The sequence below is a fragment of the Brevibacterium oceani genome (genome assembly GCF_013623835.1).
In the GTDB taxonomy this organism is placed as follows: Bacteria; Actinomycetota; Actinomycetes; order Actinomycetales; family Brevibacteriaceae; genus Brevibacterium; species Brevibacterium oceani.
This window is the reverse complement of the sequence record NZ_JABKDE010000001.1, coordinates 424,549-440,020: the sequence shown is the minus strand read 5'-3', so window position 1 is coordinate 440,020 and position 15,472 is coordinate 424,549. Positions and strand designations below refer to the sequence as shown.

Annotated in this window: 12 protein-coding genes; 5 read left to right on the top strand and 7 right to left on the bottom strand. The window is 62.3% G+C overall.

Features of this window, described 5'->3' with window-relative positions; all coding sequences use genetic code 11:
* Positions 1-119 precede the first annotated feature (119 nt).
* Complete coding sequence (locus HK401_RS20950; RefSeq protein WP_309135884.1) at positions 120-1,400, top strand: CDP-glycerol glycerophosphotransferase family protein; 1,281 nt, start codon at positions 120-122, stop codon at positions 1,398-1,400.
* Between the two features lie 15 nt (positions 1,401-1,415).
* Here HK401_RS20950 and HK401_RS02115 read toward each other — a convergent pair whose 3' ends face one another.
* The 7 genes from HK401_RS02115 to HK401_RS02085 all read right to left on the bottom strand — a co-directional run bounded on the left by HK401_RS02115 (position 1,416) and on the right by HK401_RS02085 (position 11,911).
* Positions 1,416-3,293: a glycosyltransferase gene (locus HK401_RS02115; RefSeq protein WP_181272990.1), complete on the bottom strand. Its 1,878-nt coding sequence runs from the start codon at positions 3,291-3,293 to the stop codon at positions 1,416-1,418.
* Positions 3,294-3,345: 52 nt separating this feature from the next.
* Positions 3,346-5,997 carry a glycosyltransferase family protein gene (locus HK401_RS02110; protein ID WP_181272989.1) on the bottom strand — a complete coding sequence of 884 codons (2,652 nt, stop codon included), beginning with the start codon at positions 5,995-5,997 and terminating at the stop codon, positions 3,346-3,348.
* A gap of 111 nt (positions 5,998-6,108) precedes the next feature.
* Positions 6,109-8,229 carry an acyltransferase family protein gene (locus HK401_RS02105; protein ID WP_181272988.1) on the bottom strand — a complete coding sequence of 707 codons (2,121 nt, stop codon included), beginning with the start codon at positions 8,227-8,229 and terminating at the stop codon, positions 6,109-6,111.
* 104 nt (positions 8,230-8,333) lie between these two features.
* Positions 8,334-9,257, bottom strand: coding sequence for a glycosyltransferase family 2 protein (locus HK401_RS02100; RefSeq protein ID WP_181272987.1), 924 nt, complete (start codon positions 9,255-9,257; stop codon positions 8,334-8,336).
* Positions 9,254-10,084, bottom strand: coding sequence for a CDP-alcohol phosphatidyltransferase family protein (locus tag HK401_RS02095; protein ID WP_309135883.1), 831 nt, complete (start codon positions 10,082-10,084; stop codon positions 9,254-9,256). Before HK401_RS02095 ends, HK401_RS02100 begins: the two co-directional genes overlap by 4 nt.
* Before the next feature lie 65 nt (positions 10,085-10,149).
* Positions 10,150-10,539 (bottom strand): glycerol-3-phosphate cytidylyltransferase, encoded by a 390-nt coding sequence (gene tagD / locus HK401_RS02090; protein WP_181272985.1) that lies wholly within the window; start codon positions 10,537-10,539, stop codon positions 10,150-10,152.
* 103 nt (positions 10,540-10,642) lie between these two features.
* Positions 10,643-11,911 (bottom strand): CDP-glycerol glycerophosphotransferase family protein, encoded by a 1,269-nt coding sequence (locus HK401_RS02085; protein WP_181272984.1) that lies wholly within the window; start codon positions 11,909-11,911, stop codon positions 10,643-10,645.
* A gap of 134 nt (positions 11,912-12,045) precedes the next feature.
* Here HK401_RS02085 and HK401_RS02080 point away from each other — a divergent pair, with 134 nt between their 5' ends.
* The 4 genes from HK401_RS02080 (at position 12,046) to HK401_RS02065 (ending at position 15,465) form a co-directional block, all read left to right on the top strand.
* A complete protein-coding gene (locus tag HK401_RS02080) occupies positions 12,046-13,176 on the top strand; it encodes a magnesium and cobalt transport protein CorA (RefSeq protein WP_181272983.1) in 1,131 nt (376 codons plus the stop codon).
* Positions 13,177-13,311: 135 nt separating this feature from the next.
* On the top strand, positions 13,312-14,187 hold the full coding sequence (locus HK401_RS02075; RefSeq protein ID WP_181272982.1) for a glycerophosphodiester phosphodiesterase: 876 nt from the start codon (positions 13,312-13,314) through the stop codon (positions 14,185-14,187).
* 13 nt (positions 14,188-14,200) lie between these two features.
* Positions 14,201-14,959 (top strand): dihydrofolate reductase family protein, encoded by a 759-nt coding sequence (locus tag HK401_RS02070; RefSeq protein ID WP_181272981.1) that lies wholly within the window; start codon positions 14,201-14,203, stop codon positions 14,957-14,959.
* The gene (locus HK401_RS02065) at positions 14,959-15,465 is read left to right on the top strand and encodes a flavin reductase family protein (protein ID WP_181272980.1); all 507 of its coding nucleotides are present in this window, start codon (positions 14,959-14,961) and stop codon (positions 15,463-15,465) included. The genes HK401_RS02070 and HK401_RS02065 overlap by 1 nt, the downstream gene beginning before the upstream one ends.
* Positions 15,466-15,472 lie beyond the last annotated feature (7 nt).

Here is a 15,472-nt window from a genome sequence, read left to right as displayed (position 1 = left end):
AAGTCTCTGTCTTGTGAATGGCATCGAGGTCGAGAAGATATCCTGGCGCAGGAACCGAAGCCACTCGTGCGATTTCCCCTGTTGCTTCTGAGACTACAAGACCAAGAGGAGTTCGAACTGTGAAGAACCCCGTAAAATCCATCGCCCGAAGCGCAGTGCAGTCACGCGTTTGGAAGAACACGAGCAAGTGGATTCGCGGTACCGAACGCTGGAACCAGCTCGAGGACGAGTTCGATGGCAGCCATGCAACTGGTGACGTGGTCGTCTATTTCGGTGATCGCAGCTCCAAGTTCTATCAGCTCGAACAGTGGCTCCCCGTGCTCGAGGAGCTCCACAAGAACCACCGAGTCGTTCTCGTCCTGCGCAAGGGGTCGGCTCTGCTCCAAGCCCTCGATTCCACTCATTTGCCCGTGGTCTTCAAACGGCGCTTCGATCCTCTTCACACCTTCTACCACGCGAACGATTTCAAGCTGGCACTCTATGTGAACAATGGTGTGACGAACTTCCAGTCACTGGCCTTCTCCCCGATGGTTCACGTCCACATCAATCATGGTGAGTCGGACAAGCTGAGCATGGTGTCCAATCAGGCCAAGGCCTACGACAAGGTGTTCGTCGCCGGCGATGCTGCAATCGAACGACACCGCAGAGCACTCATTGACTTCGACGAATCCGCACTGATCAAAGTGGGTCGCCCGCAACTGGACATCGAGAGGCCGGCGGAGCTCGAACCTTCATCAGCACGGACGATCATGTACGCGCCGACGTGGGAAGGCGAGAACGAGTCGAACAACTACACCTCGGTCGACCTCTACGGCCCCCAGATTGTCGAGGCTGCCTTGAGGGTCCCGAACACTCGGCTCGTCTATAAGCCGCATCCCCGGGTCGAAGCCTCCAACGACCCTGCCATGACAGAGGCGAACACGCGCATCCTCGCACTCATCGACCGGGCCAACGAAGCCATCGACGACCCGACACAGCAGCACCAGGTGCTCATGCAGGGAGACATCCTCGCCATGTTCGACGAGGTCGATCTGCTTGTCACTGACGTCTCCAGCGTCGGACTCGATTACCTCTACCTCGAACCGCACAAGCCGTTGGCACTTACGGACCGCCGCACCGATACAGCGAAGCTCAATTCCGAGGCCCCCATCAGTCGAGCCACCCCGATCATCGATGAGACGACGGTGGGTCGAGTGGAATCGATGCTGCTCGAGATGTTCTCCGATGACACGGCCGCCCCTGCCAGGCAGGAGCTTAGGCGACGCTACTTCGGAGAAGGTGGAAAAGGGACGTCGACAGCACTGTTCACCGCTGCTGTTTCCCACCTCATCGCCGATCGCTCCGTCGAACTGAGACAGTTCCACTCAGAGAGCACCAACGCCGAGTCCAGCGACGACTGAGGTACCGGGTCTGTCTTACGAACGTGGGCGGACCGACAGGTTCCCGTGCTTCGTCGAATACCATTCCCTGGCCTGGACCTGAACGGCGCGGAACCGCTTCGGTGCCTGAATCCTCCGCTTCTCCGTCCACAGTCCCTGGGCCCTGCGCAAGAACACGTCGAAAGTCTCCCCAGGAGACTCCGAGAAGCCCGCGTAATCGACGTCGAAGGTAAGAACGACTCTGCGGCCGAATCTGCGGGATGAGATCTGCGTACTGCTGCTCACGAAGAAGGTGCTGAGCTTTCGTCCGGCAACAACAAGTTGCAGACTCTCGGCAATCATTGGATCGATCTGGTCGAGTTCGATCTCGACGCGGCACCCCTGAGGTGTCGCCGCGTAGGTGAGCTTTTTGGCTTCGATTGCCGGTGCCGAATCCTCGTCCCGTTCATCGGGCAGATTCGCCACCGCCACTTCTTCCAGCGCGTCCTGCCAACGCTGGTATCCGGCTTCAGGAAGGTAGCGCTCGACAGTCCTCCGTGCCTCCCTGCGCATGTCGTCGACGCGGTTCTCGTCCAATGCAAGGAAGTCGGCGATCTGATCGGCCAGTGCGTCGATGTCGCTCCACGGTGTGATGAAGCCGTTGCGACCGTGCTCGATGAGGTCCCGCGGGCCGTAGGTGATGTCGTAGACGATGGGGATGCATCCGGCGCCCATGGATTCCATCATCGACAGCGGCAGACCCTCGCTTGTGCTCGTGAGCAAAGAGAAGGACGCTGACTGCAGTCGATCCGATACGTCGGTGACATAGCCGGGCAGTTTGACGCGGTCGCCGAGGTCGAGGTCGGCGATGAGCTTCTCGAGCCTTCCGCGTTCGCTGCCCTCACCGAGGACGGTCAAGGAGACGTCGATTCCTCGGTCCCGCAACTCTGCCACCGCACGGATCGGATGATCGATGCGTTTGAGCTCGATGAGATTGGCGATCATGACGGCCGAGTTCAGTGGTCGCTGGCGCGGAACCTCCGACAGCACTGCCGATTCGGGAAGCTCCCCCGTCAGCAATCTGGTGTTCGCCTCGGTGTATCCCAAGGCTCGGACCGCCTCGGCCTGCTGTTCTGTCTGCACCCCGACGATGTCGAAACGGTCAAGGTTGCGCATCGTGTCCAGCCTGCGCGGCAGGATCTGACCGTGGTTGCCGTTCCACGGGTGGCGAAGATGGGTCCCGTGGAGGAAGAGGACGAGTGGGAATGCCCGGTCCGAGATCTCGTGGATGAACTCGCTGACCTTCTTCTCATCGACGATGACGACGGCAGGCTCCTTCGTCACCACCGCCGAGATCCAAGCATTGTAGAAATCTCGGGGTCGCCGCCATTCCGTCATCGACCGTCCGTCCTGCGAATGCAGGATGAACCGTCTGCCGAGCTTCGGATCCTCGATGTCAGCGACCAGGAGGCTTCCGTCCGCTCGCCGATAGTTGCGTCGGATGACTGCTCCGGTCCGCGGGTGGCGGAACACATCGTAGAAGGCGGTGATGTTCTCGACCTCGCCGCCCTCCGGCGGTACCGGGGCCCGCAGCGATTCGCCCTTGAGCGCAGTCAGACCTGATTCGGTTCTGGCGCGCAGTTCCGGCCAGATGTTCACCAGCTCCACGTCGTCGCTGATCTTTCCCTGAGCGATCAGACGGGCCCTCGTCTCATCGGCATCCATCCGCGGGCTGAACGTGAGGATGGTCTGCGACAGCGGATGACCGAACTTCTGAAAGCTGCGAATCCGTCGGAGGGCGGCGGTCGTCATCCCGCCCATGGATGTGGGGATCCCCCACAGGACGTTATAGACGTGCACTGCGTCTGTGCCGAGAGGACGAGCAGTGTCATGGTTGCCGTTGTTCTCACGGCTGGGTCGAACATTCAGGCTCACTGCTGATGCCTTTCTTCAGTTCATGGGCGGGAGGGACGGCGCCGGGAGCTCTTCACCGTCTCAATGCCATGTGACCGTAGTAGCGGGTCTGACCGCGCCAGTTGACGATCTTGGGATCCGGCGAGGTCTCCCATTGCGCACGAACGTTCCAGTCGCCGTCGAGATGCGCATAACGTCCACGGACCGCCGTCTGCAGGGCATCGACATAGCCGATGGTGACCTCGGACAGCAGACCGAGGACGCGTTCCGCAATGCCGTCTTTGCGCAGTGCGCTCGGATTGAGCACAGCGATCTGTGGGTCGAAGGGAGCGAAGTCTTCGTTCATTCCCGCGTGGCTGGCGAAGACGTATTTGAGCGCTCCGACGTGGTCATCGCCGAATGCACTGGCCGTCCGACGCATCAGGGTGAGCCCGCTGGATCGGTTCTTCCTTACATCGTGCTTCGCCGCGATGAGCGCCTCGCCGAGGTCGGTGGCCGCGAGCTCGGCGATGTCGGTCCTGACCTCCGCCGCGGCGGGAATGACGACGAGTCGCTCATGGTCGGCGAACAGCTCCGGCAGCAGAGCCTGCACCAGATCGTTGCTGTCCGTGACACCGGGGAACGTCACCGGCGGAAGGACGCGGATCGTGCCATTGGTCAAGTGTGACTCGATGTCGTCGACCTGCGTCGAGTCGAGGGCATCCGCCGGTAGCCACACTCGATAGCGCGTCGATGTGTGGTCATCGATGGCCTTGACCGCAGACGCGACCAGGGCTTGTTCGCCCTTGTCGACCGTCACGACGATGTCCGTGACGTTGTTCTCCGGCGCCGGCTTCTCAGCCGCTTGAACCGCTGCCGCAACTGCGGCCCTGTCTGCTACTGGCAGCTGTGCGGTAGCCAGGTAGTCGTCAGCGACAGCCATATCGTCGGCTGTTATCTCGACCCATTTGCTGTAGATCTCGTCTTCTGACGCTCCCGTGCCGATGAGGGGAAGCAGGACGGAGAGCTTGTCGAGGATGCCGTTGCGAATGGCATCGAACTCGTCCTCGTTGATTCCGATCAGCCCGCCGAATCGTGAATCGGACTTGTTCTTGGGTTCGAACTCGACGTCCGCGCCGACCGATCGCGCGGGAAGGTTCGCGTGCAGACGAGACGTGAGTACCTGCTTGTACTTGTACGCATAGTCGGCAACCCAGTTGCGAGCGAGTTCGAGGTTCTCCGGAAACGACTTGTCTCGGATGGCGGTGACCGTCTGCTTCTTATTAGGCCCCTTGGCGTCCTTCATCCAATCGACTCGAAGAGTGCCAGCCCGGTGGTCCTTCGAAGGTGTGGCGAAGAGCGTATCGACGGTCGTCGTCAGACATCCGGAGAAGAAGGCGGGGACACCCACCGCGCGGAGGAGTGCCACTGACTGCCAGTCGCGGCAACCGACAGGACCGTACTTCTTCAGGTAGGCAATGGCTTCGGGCGTGAGCATCTCCGGGTATCGAACGAAGACCGACAGCAGGATCGGGCGGAGGTTCGGGTGGAACGGAATGTTGAATGATTTTCCGAAGATGTCGTGCATGTACCAGCCGAAGGCGATGTACCAGGTGTCTTCGGGGATCTCCTGGTAGACATTGCCGTCGCGGTAGACCTCGACGAGGTTGAGCTCGGCTTCGGGGCCTGGGTACTTCCGTTCTTCTTTGACGGACCCGCGGAGCTTCGCGAAGAGCGTGGTCAGTCCTTTGTCACCGGAGAACGTGAGGTTCTCGTAGCGGAGGAGGTGACCGATCGAGGCGATCGTCTGGATGTAGTCGCCGATGTTGCGGGAGCGGATGCCCGGCTGATCGTAGCTGAGCACGCCGAAATTGCGTGTGCCTGCGCTCGTGGGAAGTGGTTCGAGGTGTTTGCCGCCGGGCAGCCAGTCGAGCATGCGGGTGAGTTCGTAGCGCACCGCCTCGTCGAGGTCGTCCTGCTTCAGACGTGAATCGACAAGGGTGCGGACGTGGTCGAAGGCATCGATGCAGAAGGCAGACTCCGCGGTGCGCAGCACGGCTTTCTGGCTCCACCGCTGCGTCTCTTCGGACTCGTTCGATCGCTCCAGCAGCGGCAGGGCCTCACGTCCCCGGGAGTCGATGGCCGTGGGGTAGTACTCTTCGGCGGCCGCGACGATGAGATCCCGATCGTCGACCTGCGCGAATTCCGCCCAGGCCACGGCAGGCTCAGAGGAACGCTGGTACGCCATTCCCAGAAGTGCTCTGCCGACCTCCTCGTGGTGAGGCTGGGCGCACAGGTTGAGTCCGATGGACACGACTTCGGATTGGAAGCCGGCGGCGATGAGCGCTCGCGCAGCCTCGATGTTCGAGGGGCCGAAGGGCTGGCCCTTGGCCAAGGACTCGGACAGCGTCGAATGCGCCTTGAGTCGTGCCAGCTGCCGTTCCTTGGCAGCGACCTCCTGCGACGACGGTGCGACGTTCCAGCCATCGATGTCTTCGGCAGATCCGCCTCTCAGCCCGACGGCAAGCTTCCGATAAGCCCGGGCGGTTGCGGCTGCGTTCTTCTGCGCCTCGGCGGCCGACTTCTTGCCGCCTTTGCCTCCAGCGGCACGTTCGCGCACGTATTTCGTGCCGGAGGCCCTTTCCACCACGGGAAGTGCCCGTCGGGCGACTCCGTGGACCACGGGTTTGATCAGCTCGCGTCCCTTGCTGATGTATCGATCTGCTGAGTTGCGTCCAGTGGTCACTCGTGTCGTCCTTTGCAGAGGGTTCAAATGAACAGTCGGTGGTCGGGACCGATCAGGGTCACACAGTATCGGACTTCGCTGTCAGTTCGGTGAACCGACGGGTTTGGTCTGTCAGTCGAAGGTGTGCAACCCCGACCGGCGCAGGCTCGCGTCGAACTGCGGCGCAAGGGTCTGCGCATACGTGGCAGTGATGTGAGCGGTGTCGAAGTACGTGATGACTCCGCCGATGACGGGTTCACAGGTGCCGTCCGGGCAGAACCAGTCCTGCGGGTACATCACGGAGATCCGCTCCGAGTCCATCGTCCTCGCCGATGCGGCCAGGGGATCCATCCAATGCCAGGACTCGGGGGTGCCCGAGCATGCGTCGAGATCCTCCTCATGTTTGGCGACGCAGTCGGGCACGTTGATGTCCTCGCCTCCGGGGTAGGGAGTGTCCCTGACGACGAGGACGTCGAGGTTCGCATCCACCCAGCTCTGCAGGACAGAGCGATGCCCCTCTGGGGCCTTCTGTTCGGTTTCGTCCCAGTCCATGCCCTGCAGCGGTGTGGATTGGCGTTCCGACGTGATCACTGCATCGAATCCGCCCTCGGTGGTGCGGTCGACCACCCAGTCCGCGTAGTCCTGACAGCCCTTGGTCTCGTCCGGAGTCGACAGTTCTTGGGGCAGGGTCGAGATGCTGCAGTTCGATGCCAGGAACGTGGTGATCGTCCAGTCGTTCTTCTCTGCCAGCCTCTCCAAGGTCGGCAGCCAGTGTCCGGCATGGGAGTTGCCGACGAGGGCGATGTGCTTCGAACCGTCGCCGTAGGTGCATTCGGGTTTGCTGGAATACGGTGCACTCGCCCAGCACCCGTCGGCGTAGGCCTTCGACTTGTCCTTCTTCGCTGCTGCGGGTTCCATCTGCAGAGTGTTCATGTTCTCGCAGTTCGGGTTGTCCTTCGCCCCTGGCAGGAGGATTCCGGCCCCGAGGCAGGAATCCGGATCGGCCAGCTTCGATTGGAGGCTGTCCTCGTTCTGTTCGACGATTCGATTGGCGATGGTCACCTGACTCACCCCGAGTGCGCTGACGATGACCATGGTGATGACAGCGAAGCCGAACGCCTTCGCTGAACCGCTGAGGACCGCGGTCTTCCGGAAACGATTCTCCACCCAGGTCGTCGACGCCCAGGCGGCGAGGATCGAGACGATGATGATGACGATCTTCGAGACGAACCCGAGGGTCTCCGAACCTCCCAGTTTCACCGACAGGTACGGCACGAGGACGATGAGAGGCCAATGCCAGAGGTAGACGGAATACGAGATGTCGCCGAGGAATCGGATCGGCCGCAGCGACAGCAGAGGGAGCACGGATCTGGGTCCGCGAGAGTCGGCGAGGATGACGAGCGCCGTTGACACCACCGGCACGAGAGCCACGAATCCGGGGAACGGCATGTCAGAACGGATGACGAACGTACCCACAACGATGCCCGCCAGCCCGATCCACCCGAGCAGCGAGCTGAACGGCAGGCGCTCGGGTCGGAAGAATGTCACGAAGACCGCGATGAGACCGCCGGATGCCAGTTCCCACATCCGGGTCGGTGTGATGAAGTACGCCATCGCCGGTTCTGCGAACGTGTACCAGGCGGAGAAGACGAACGACGCGAGGAATACCCCGAGGACGGTGAATCCGACGATTCGCTTGGATCTGCCGAATTTCGCGCCGAGGAGGAATGCCAGGCCGATGATCATCGGCCAGACGAAGTAGAACTGCTCCTCGACCGACAGCGACCAGAAGTGCTGCACTGGGGAGGGTGCATTGTCGGCTGCCAGATAGTCGACGCTGGAGATCGCGAAGTCCCAGTTGACGACGTACAGCGCTGCGGAGACGATCTGTCGGCCGGTGTCTGCCCAGATCGACTGGGGTGCGACGAGGAAGGTAGCGACGCCGACGACGAACAGGACGAGCAGTGACGCGGGAAGCAGCCTCTTGATCCGTCTGGCCCAGAAGTTCGCGATATCACCCCAGCTGCGTGGGGGCTTCTTGATGAGGTGGCTGGTGATGAGGAAGCCGGAGATGACGAAGAAGATGTCGACGCCGACGAATCCGCCGTCGAATGTGGTCGGCCACAGGTGGTACAGCAGCACGATTCCCACGGCCAGTGCGCGCAGTCCCTGGATGTCGGACCGGAAGCCGGAGGTCTGAGGCGCACTGTTCGCGTGGGGAGAAGTTTCAGCTGCTGGCGCTGATGACGGCATGTAGCGGCTCCACTCGGTTTCTCAGTCGGCTAGATCGGACCCGACCGCGGTCCCTGTCATATCTCGGCGAGAAAGTTCGAGCATTGGGCGCACAACACCCGCGTTCACACGATCGGAGGTCGCCCGTGCCGTGACATTCGCAGCACGCCGCGTCCGGACAGCTTTCGGCGGTCTTCGTCCTTGCCCCATGGGTCAAGCCGCCAGCCGGCTCGCCACCCTTCCATCCAGGCCTTGAGCTGGTGGGGCTTGTTTGCCCACTTGATGCATTGCATCAGGGTCCACGAACCGACGTATGCCCAGCTGAACGGCCAGGGAAGATTTCGCCTGGCCAACCAGACGCGGTTCCTGGCGTTCATGTAGAAGTATTCGTCATGTCGTCTGGGGTCGATCACCGGGTGTGCCACCGCGAGGTCGCCCATGTACCAGACGATGTACCCGGCGTCCCAGACTCGCCAGGCGAGTTCGATGCCTTCGTGGGCGTACCAGAAAGGTGCGGGCCAGCCGCCGCATTCGTCGAAGGCTCGACGCTGCATGCAGACTGCGCCTTCCCAGACCGAGAACACGTTCGACGAGTGATCCGCCGTCCCCTTCTTGAGTCGGGGGATCCATCGTTTCGGTGCGTCCGGCCCTCCGGGTTCCTCGACTCGAGGCTGGATGAGTCCGATCCTCGGTTTGGTGCGCATCAGCTGCGCCATGCGCATAAGCGTGGTGTCGTCAGGCAGCCAAGCGTCGTCGTCGAGGAAGAACAGGAACTCGCCGGACACGTGCGGCACTCCGGCGTTGCGTCCGGCTGGGATGCCGAGGTTCTCCGGCAGACCGAGCTTCTTGACCTGGTCCGGGATGCCTTCGGGTTCCCACCCGTTGCCGACGCAGACGATATCGAGGTCGACGCCCTTCTGCGCGAGAAGTGATTCGAATCCGCGATTGAGGTCGTCGAGTCGTTTTCCCTGACTCAGCACGACGACACCGAATGTGTATCGACGGTTCTCTTCGAACCGCTGGGAGAGGATCTTCGAGTCATCGCTCATGACAGCCTCTTTGACGCCATGATCGACAGGAAGTGTCCGATGACCGAGAGCAGACACAGGGGCGCCATGATGAGAACGAGCCACCGCTCACCGAACAGCGGCTCGGCCCCCGCTGACACAGCAATCACGGTGACGATGCTCGAGAGCAGCGCCATCAGAGACATCTCCACCGAATGGAAGATGCGGTGGAAGGGCACAAAGCGGGCGACGCGTTTAAGGGTGGCGACAAGACCCGGGTTGACCGCAGTGGCTTCCTTGGAATCGGCGAGTTTGTCGAGTCCGTTGAACGCGCGGGAGACGTGAACCATGTCGTTGAGCGCCTTGTTGAGCAGGACAATAGCGGCTAAAACGGTGCCGGCGAGGAGCAGTGGGTACGAACCAGACGGGTCGTCGACGAGGTTGCTCCACTCCCCCACGGCCCGTACTCCGAGGGCAACCGCGACCAGTCCCTCTGTGGTGTAGTGGCCGACCTTGTCGAGGAAGACGCCTTTGGCCCCGCTCGTGCCGCGCCAGCGGGCGACTTCACCGTCGCAGCAGTCGATGTACATCTGCACTTGCGAGAAGAACACGGCCAGAATTGCACCCCAGATTCCGGGGATCAGCAGGCTTCCGGCGATGCACCAACCAGCCAGGATCATCAGACCGGTGACGCCGTTGGCGGTGATCCTGGTCCGAACGAGCAGCATGGTGAAGTAGATCGAGATGTGCCGGAGGTAGAGCTGCGCGGTCCAGTGCTCCGCGTTCTTTCGACTGCGGACTTCTATCGGCTGGGCCTTGGCCCGAAGCTCCGCCAGCGTCGGATGTTTCGCCGGAGACTTTTCGGGCACGTCCGTTCCTCTCTGCTCCATGATTGGTCTCCAGCCACGATAGCGCGAAGTCCGCGCCCCTACAGTCAGGGCTTACCCAGCTCGCTCTTGATTCGCGTCGTCGAGATCTCGGGAGTGCGAGGAAGATAGACGACCTCGCACTTGTCCTTGAGGAAGTCGAACTCGCCTACCCAGTCATCACCCATGACGAACGTGTCGATGTGATACTTGTCGACGTCGGTCGACTTCTGCTCCCAATTGTCTTCGGGAATGACGAGATCGACGTAGCGAATCGCCTCGAGCATGTGCTTGCGCTCTTCATATGAGAAGTACGACTTCTTGCCCTTGCCTGCATTGAACTCGTCACTCGAGAGAGCCACCACCAGGTAGTCGCCCTGTTCCTTGCACCGCTGGAGCAGTCGAATGTGCCCGTAATGGAGCAGGTCGAAAGTTCCATAGGTGATGACTCGTCGCATTGCTGATTCCGTCCAGTGATCGGTGCCCACGTGGTGGGCCGCAGAATTGATTCGGCGTTATTTTACCATTCTGTAACTTCAAGTTACGAAATTGTCATATGGCTCACCCGCCGTGTTTGAGCCCGTGTTCTTCGGAACGCAGCTCGATGACGCGCTCGCTCGCGTAGATGAATCGTGCGGTCTGTTCACCCGCCTCGGTGTCGCCGAGGTAGAACTTCGCCAATGCGGGAACCGCCCCGCTGCGGGAAACGGCCTCGGCGACGAGGTCGACCACGCTTTCTCTCCCGTCCGGATCCACGGACGGACAGCGGTCCAGCAGTCCCCCTTCGAGTACCTCTGCCTCTGGTTCATGGGGTTTGACCATCACCAGCGGTTTCCCGGAGGCGAGCCAGTCGAAAGCGACCGAGGTCATCTCGACCACAGCGAGATCGGCCTCGTCGAGCTGCCAGGACACATCCGGACTCTTGTCGAGGAACCCACGCGGATCGGACTCGACGATCTCCGCCACGTCCCCCACCGCCTTCTCGAAGTCGTGCCGCATGACTCCGGTGCGCGGATGGGGGCGGAAGATCACTCGATAACCGGCTTCGAGCAGCGAGGTGACGATGGCTTCGCCGTTGTAGGCGATTGTTCCGTAGGCCATCGACGGGGAGTCACCCTCCCACGTGGGCGCATAGAACACCGCTTTCCCGTCAGGGTGGGCCTTCTTGAACTCGGTCCACTCCCGGGGGACGGAGCGTGGACGGTCCAGTTGGGGACGCCCGACGTCGAACATCCGATCGTCGCTCATTCCGTAGAGCGTCTGTTCGATCCGCTCCCTGGCGGCCCGGCCGGCTGTGAAGACGTAGTCGTACCCCTTGAGCTGATTGGAGATCATGGAGATCTTCTCGCTCTCACCGTGGCTGAGGTGCACGTGAGCGGGCTCGGGGTAGCGCAGCGCTTGGAAGTTGCTCGTTCCCTGGTTGACGTAGAAGACGGCACGGAGGCTCGGGGACTGCATGAACTTGTCGAGGCCGTTGGTCAGCCGTGAGAACCGCACCGGAAACGTGGTGATGCCCTTGAGGTACTCCGCCACTGGGGCGTTGCGGACAATGATGCCGAAGGGCTGATCTCCATGGCCGTCATCCTTGAGTCGTGCTTCCAACTGTTTGAAGGGCCACAGCCACTGCTCCAGCTGATAGACCGAGGTGAGGTCTCCTGCGAAGTAGCCGGCCGCGACGAAGTCGTCGTCGTCCTGGGGAGAGAATTCGTCCGGCAGCCGCGATTCGCGGACACGTTCGCGAAGTCTCTGCGCCACGAGCTTGGCAACCGACTGTGCGAAATTGGCACCACGAACCGCAGTGTGCGGCAGATCTGCCGGGTGAAAGGTCATGGCATCTATTGTGCATGCCTGTCTGTGTTCCCACTGAACTCGCCCTCCTCTCCAGGTGAACGGTCTGCCGACCGCCAATCGACGCATGCGGCTGAGATCGGCTAGTTTAAGTGTGATCCAGCGAGGAGAGCACCATGTCACCTGTCAGCCGACACCGATTCGAACGACCGTCTCTGCGGAAGCGCCCAGCGGCCGCTCCAGCGACGCCCACACCCGAGGCTGCGTCTCTGTTCAGTCGCCGCATCGTCGACAGCGAACCTCAGGACCTCATCGTCTCCGACTCCTTCGCCGACGCCCTGACGGTGCCCGACTCGGGCAGCGATGCTTCCACGGAATCGGGGGCGATCACCCAGGTGATCATTCCCCGTTCCACTCCCGAGCTTCTCGCCGAGATCGCTTCGACGTGGGACCTCCACCCGGTGCTCGTCGATGATCTCTTCCATGCGAATCAGCGTGCCAAGGTCGAACGCTACGATGAGGTGCTCTTCGTCGTCCTCCAGTCGGCGGTGTACATCGATGCGAAGGAGGAAGTCGAGTTCAACGAGTTCCATCTGCTGATGAAGGATGATGTGCTCGTCATCATCTGTCAGGGTGATCGGTTCGTCGACGGCACACCCATCCCGGGCAGCCTCGGCGGGATTCGGGAGTACTTCACGAACGAGAAGCGCGCGTGGACGAAGGACCGCGAACTGCTCTCACTCGGGCCAGAAGCACTCGTCTATCGACTCCTCGACACGGCTGTCGACGGCTATTTCCCGGTCCTCGACGGGCTGCAGATCGACAAGGACGGGATCGAGCGGCAGGTCTTCAGCGGGGATACGGCCGCGGCCGAACGCATCTACCTACTGAGTCAGGAAGTCATCGACGTCCTCCACAATTCGACACACCTCAACCGCCTGACGCAGTCGTTGGGCAATGGGGCGAGCAAGTACGCAATACCGGACGAGCTGCGCGCCTATCTCGACGACGTCACCGACCACCTCACCCGCGTCCTCGCCGAGGCCGGCGAGCTGAGGGAGGCCCTGTCCCAGATCCTCAACGTCAACTCGACCCTCGTCGCTCAGCGACAGAACGAGGACATGAAGAAGATCTCCGGATGGGCGGCGATCCTTTTCGCACCCACTCTCGTCGGTGCGATCTACGGCATGAACTTCGACGATATGCCCGAACTGCACTGGGCCTTCGGCTACCCGATGGCATTGGGACTCATGCTCGGGCTCGGCATCGTGCTCTACGTCGTCTTCCGCGTCAAGAAGTGGATGTGAGGATCAGGGAATACGCCTGACTCGGTGGTGCACCACCGAGTCAGCGACGCCATTTCCCACACGTTCTCCTGACCTGCCGATGACGTTCACGGCGTCTTCGCCGCAAGGTCGCCTGCCGCTCCTAGCGTCGCTGGCGTGAGAACACAGAATGCGAAATCCACGTCCATCCGTCCGCTCACGATCCTCGCCGCCGCGGTGCTGACAGCCTCGGCCACCGTCGGCGCCGGCCTCGCCCCCGCAACTGCCGCGGGCCTCGGCTCAGCCGGTGACGGCCCGGGCCTCGGCTCCCCCAGCGACTTCACCGCACCCGACAAAGTCACCGACCTGACATTCCCCACCACGATCTCCCACCGAGGCGGCGCCGAAGTCCACCCCGAAGAATCCATGGAAGGATTCACCGCCTCGGCGAACGACGACTTCCTGCCCGAGATGGACATCCAGTTCCTCGCAGACGGCACCCCTGTGCTCAACCACGACGACACGGCCGACCGCACACTCAACGGAGTCAGCGGACCCATCCGGGACCTCAACCGCGAAGAATGGGACGCAGCCACCATCAAGCACCCGGCCGGCGGAGAAGACGCCGCCACCGTCACCCTCGACGAACTCCTCGACGAGATGGGCGGCGACGTCGTCCTCGTGCCCGAGATCAAGCCGGGAGCCACCTCGGCGGAAGTCGATCAGGTGCTTGACGAATTCGACGAACGCGGACTGGCCGACTCACTCATCGTCCAGTCCTTCGACTTCGAGGCCGCGAAGACGATCGCCGAACGCGGGTACACCTCGCTCTACCTCACCGGGGCGACCAAGCCCGAGGAGTCCCTCGACGAGATCAAGGACGCCCGCATCGAATGGGTCGGGCCCAGCACGAAGCTGCCGAAGAAGGACATGCACGCGTTCGACAAGGCCGGCTTCCACGTCGCCCCCTACACCCTCGAGACCGCAAAGGACGGGCACCGCCTGCCCGGCTGGATCGACGGCTTCTTCACCGACAACGCCTGGCAAGGCTGAGTAGACTGCACGGATGGAGCCTCTAGAACGCAGCGCACCGATCCCGGACCCACTGACGCCCTATCTCGAGGTCGACCGCTCCCAGCCGCGACACGAATGCTGGGTGACCGGCCACATGGTCGCCGGTCTCGACGGGACCGCCGCCATCCACGGGCGCGTCGGCGCTCTGTCGACAGAACCGGATCAGGATCTGTTCCGGCGGATGCGACAGATCGCCGATGTCGTCATGGTCGGCGCGCAGACGGTGCGCAGCGAAGGCTATGCGCCGATGCGGCTGAGCGAATCGGCCCGATCGCAGCGGCGGGCTCGGGGACAGTCCGAGATGCCGCCGGTCGCGGTGGTCAGTCGCAGCCTCGACCTCGACTGGTCATCCCGGGTCTTCGCCGCAGCCCCCGAGCATGCGCGCACCATCGTCATCACGTGCGCACAAGCCGACCCCGATCTGCTGGCGGCCGCGGAACAGGCGGCAACAGTCATCATCGCCGGTGAGGAGCGGGTCGAACCAGCCGCCGCTCTGCAGGCTCTTGCCGGTCTCGGCCACCGGGTCGTGCTCTGCGAAGGCGGACCGCGGTGGCTCGGAGAGCTCGTCGCCGCCGGCCGCCTCGACGAACTGTGTCTGTCGATCTCACCGATGATGGGCGGCGATCAGCTGCCCGTGAGCGTCACTCCGCCCGGAGCGGGCATCGCTCAGTTCGCTCTGAAGTCGACGATGGTCGCCGAAGACACCCTTTTCCTCCGCTACGAGGCGAAGCCACCGGACGGGAGAGTCTGATGAGCACATCTCTCGACGGCCTCATTGGCTCCGTCGATTCCCCGCTCATCGTCGTCACCACCTCGGCGGAGGGCGAACGGGCCGGCTGTCTGGTCGGCTTCCATTCCCAGGCGAGCATCTGGCCCGAGCGTTACTGCCTCTGGCTGTCGAAAGCCAACCACACCTACCGGGTCGCGCTGCGTGCGGACCACTTCGCCGTGCATTTCCTCACCACCTCCGACGGTGAACCGGCCCGGCACTTCGGGTCGGTCTCCGGATCGGACACGAACAAATTCTCCGGCCTGGACTTCACCATCACCGAGGGTGGGGTGCCGCTGCTCGCGGACCTGCCGAACCGCCTCCTCGTCGAACGGGTCGCGATGCTCGACGACGGAGGCGACCACGTCTGCCTCACAACACGTGTGCGTGCGACCGAGTTCGCGGGTCACTTCACTCCGCTGCGACCTTCCCAACTGGGAGATCTCACTCCCGGACACGGCAGCGAGGAACGAGCGATCCGGCCGTAGGCCGAGT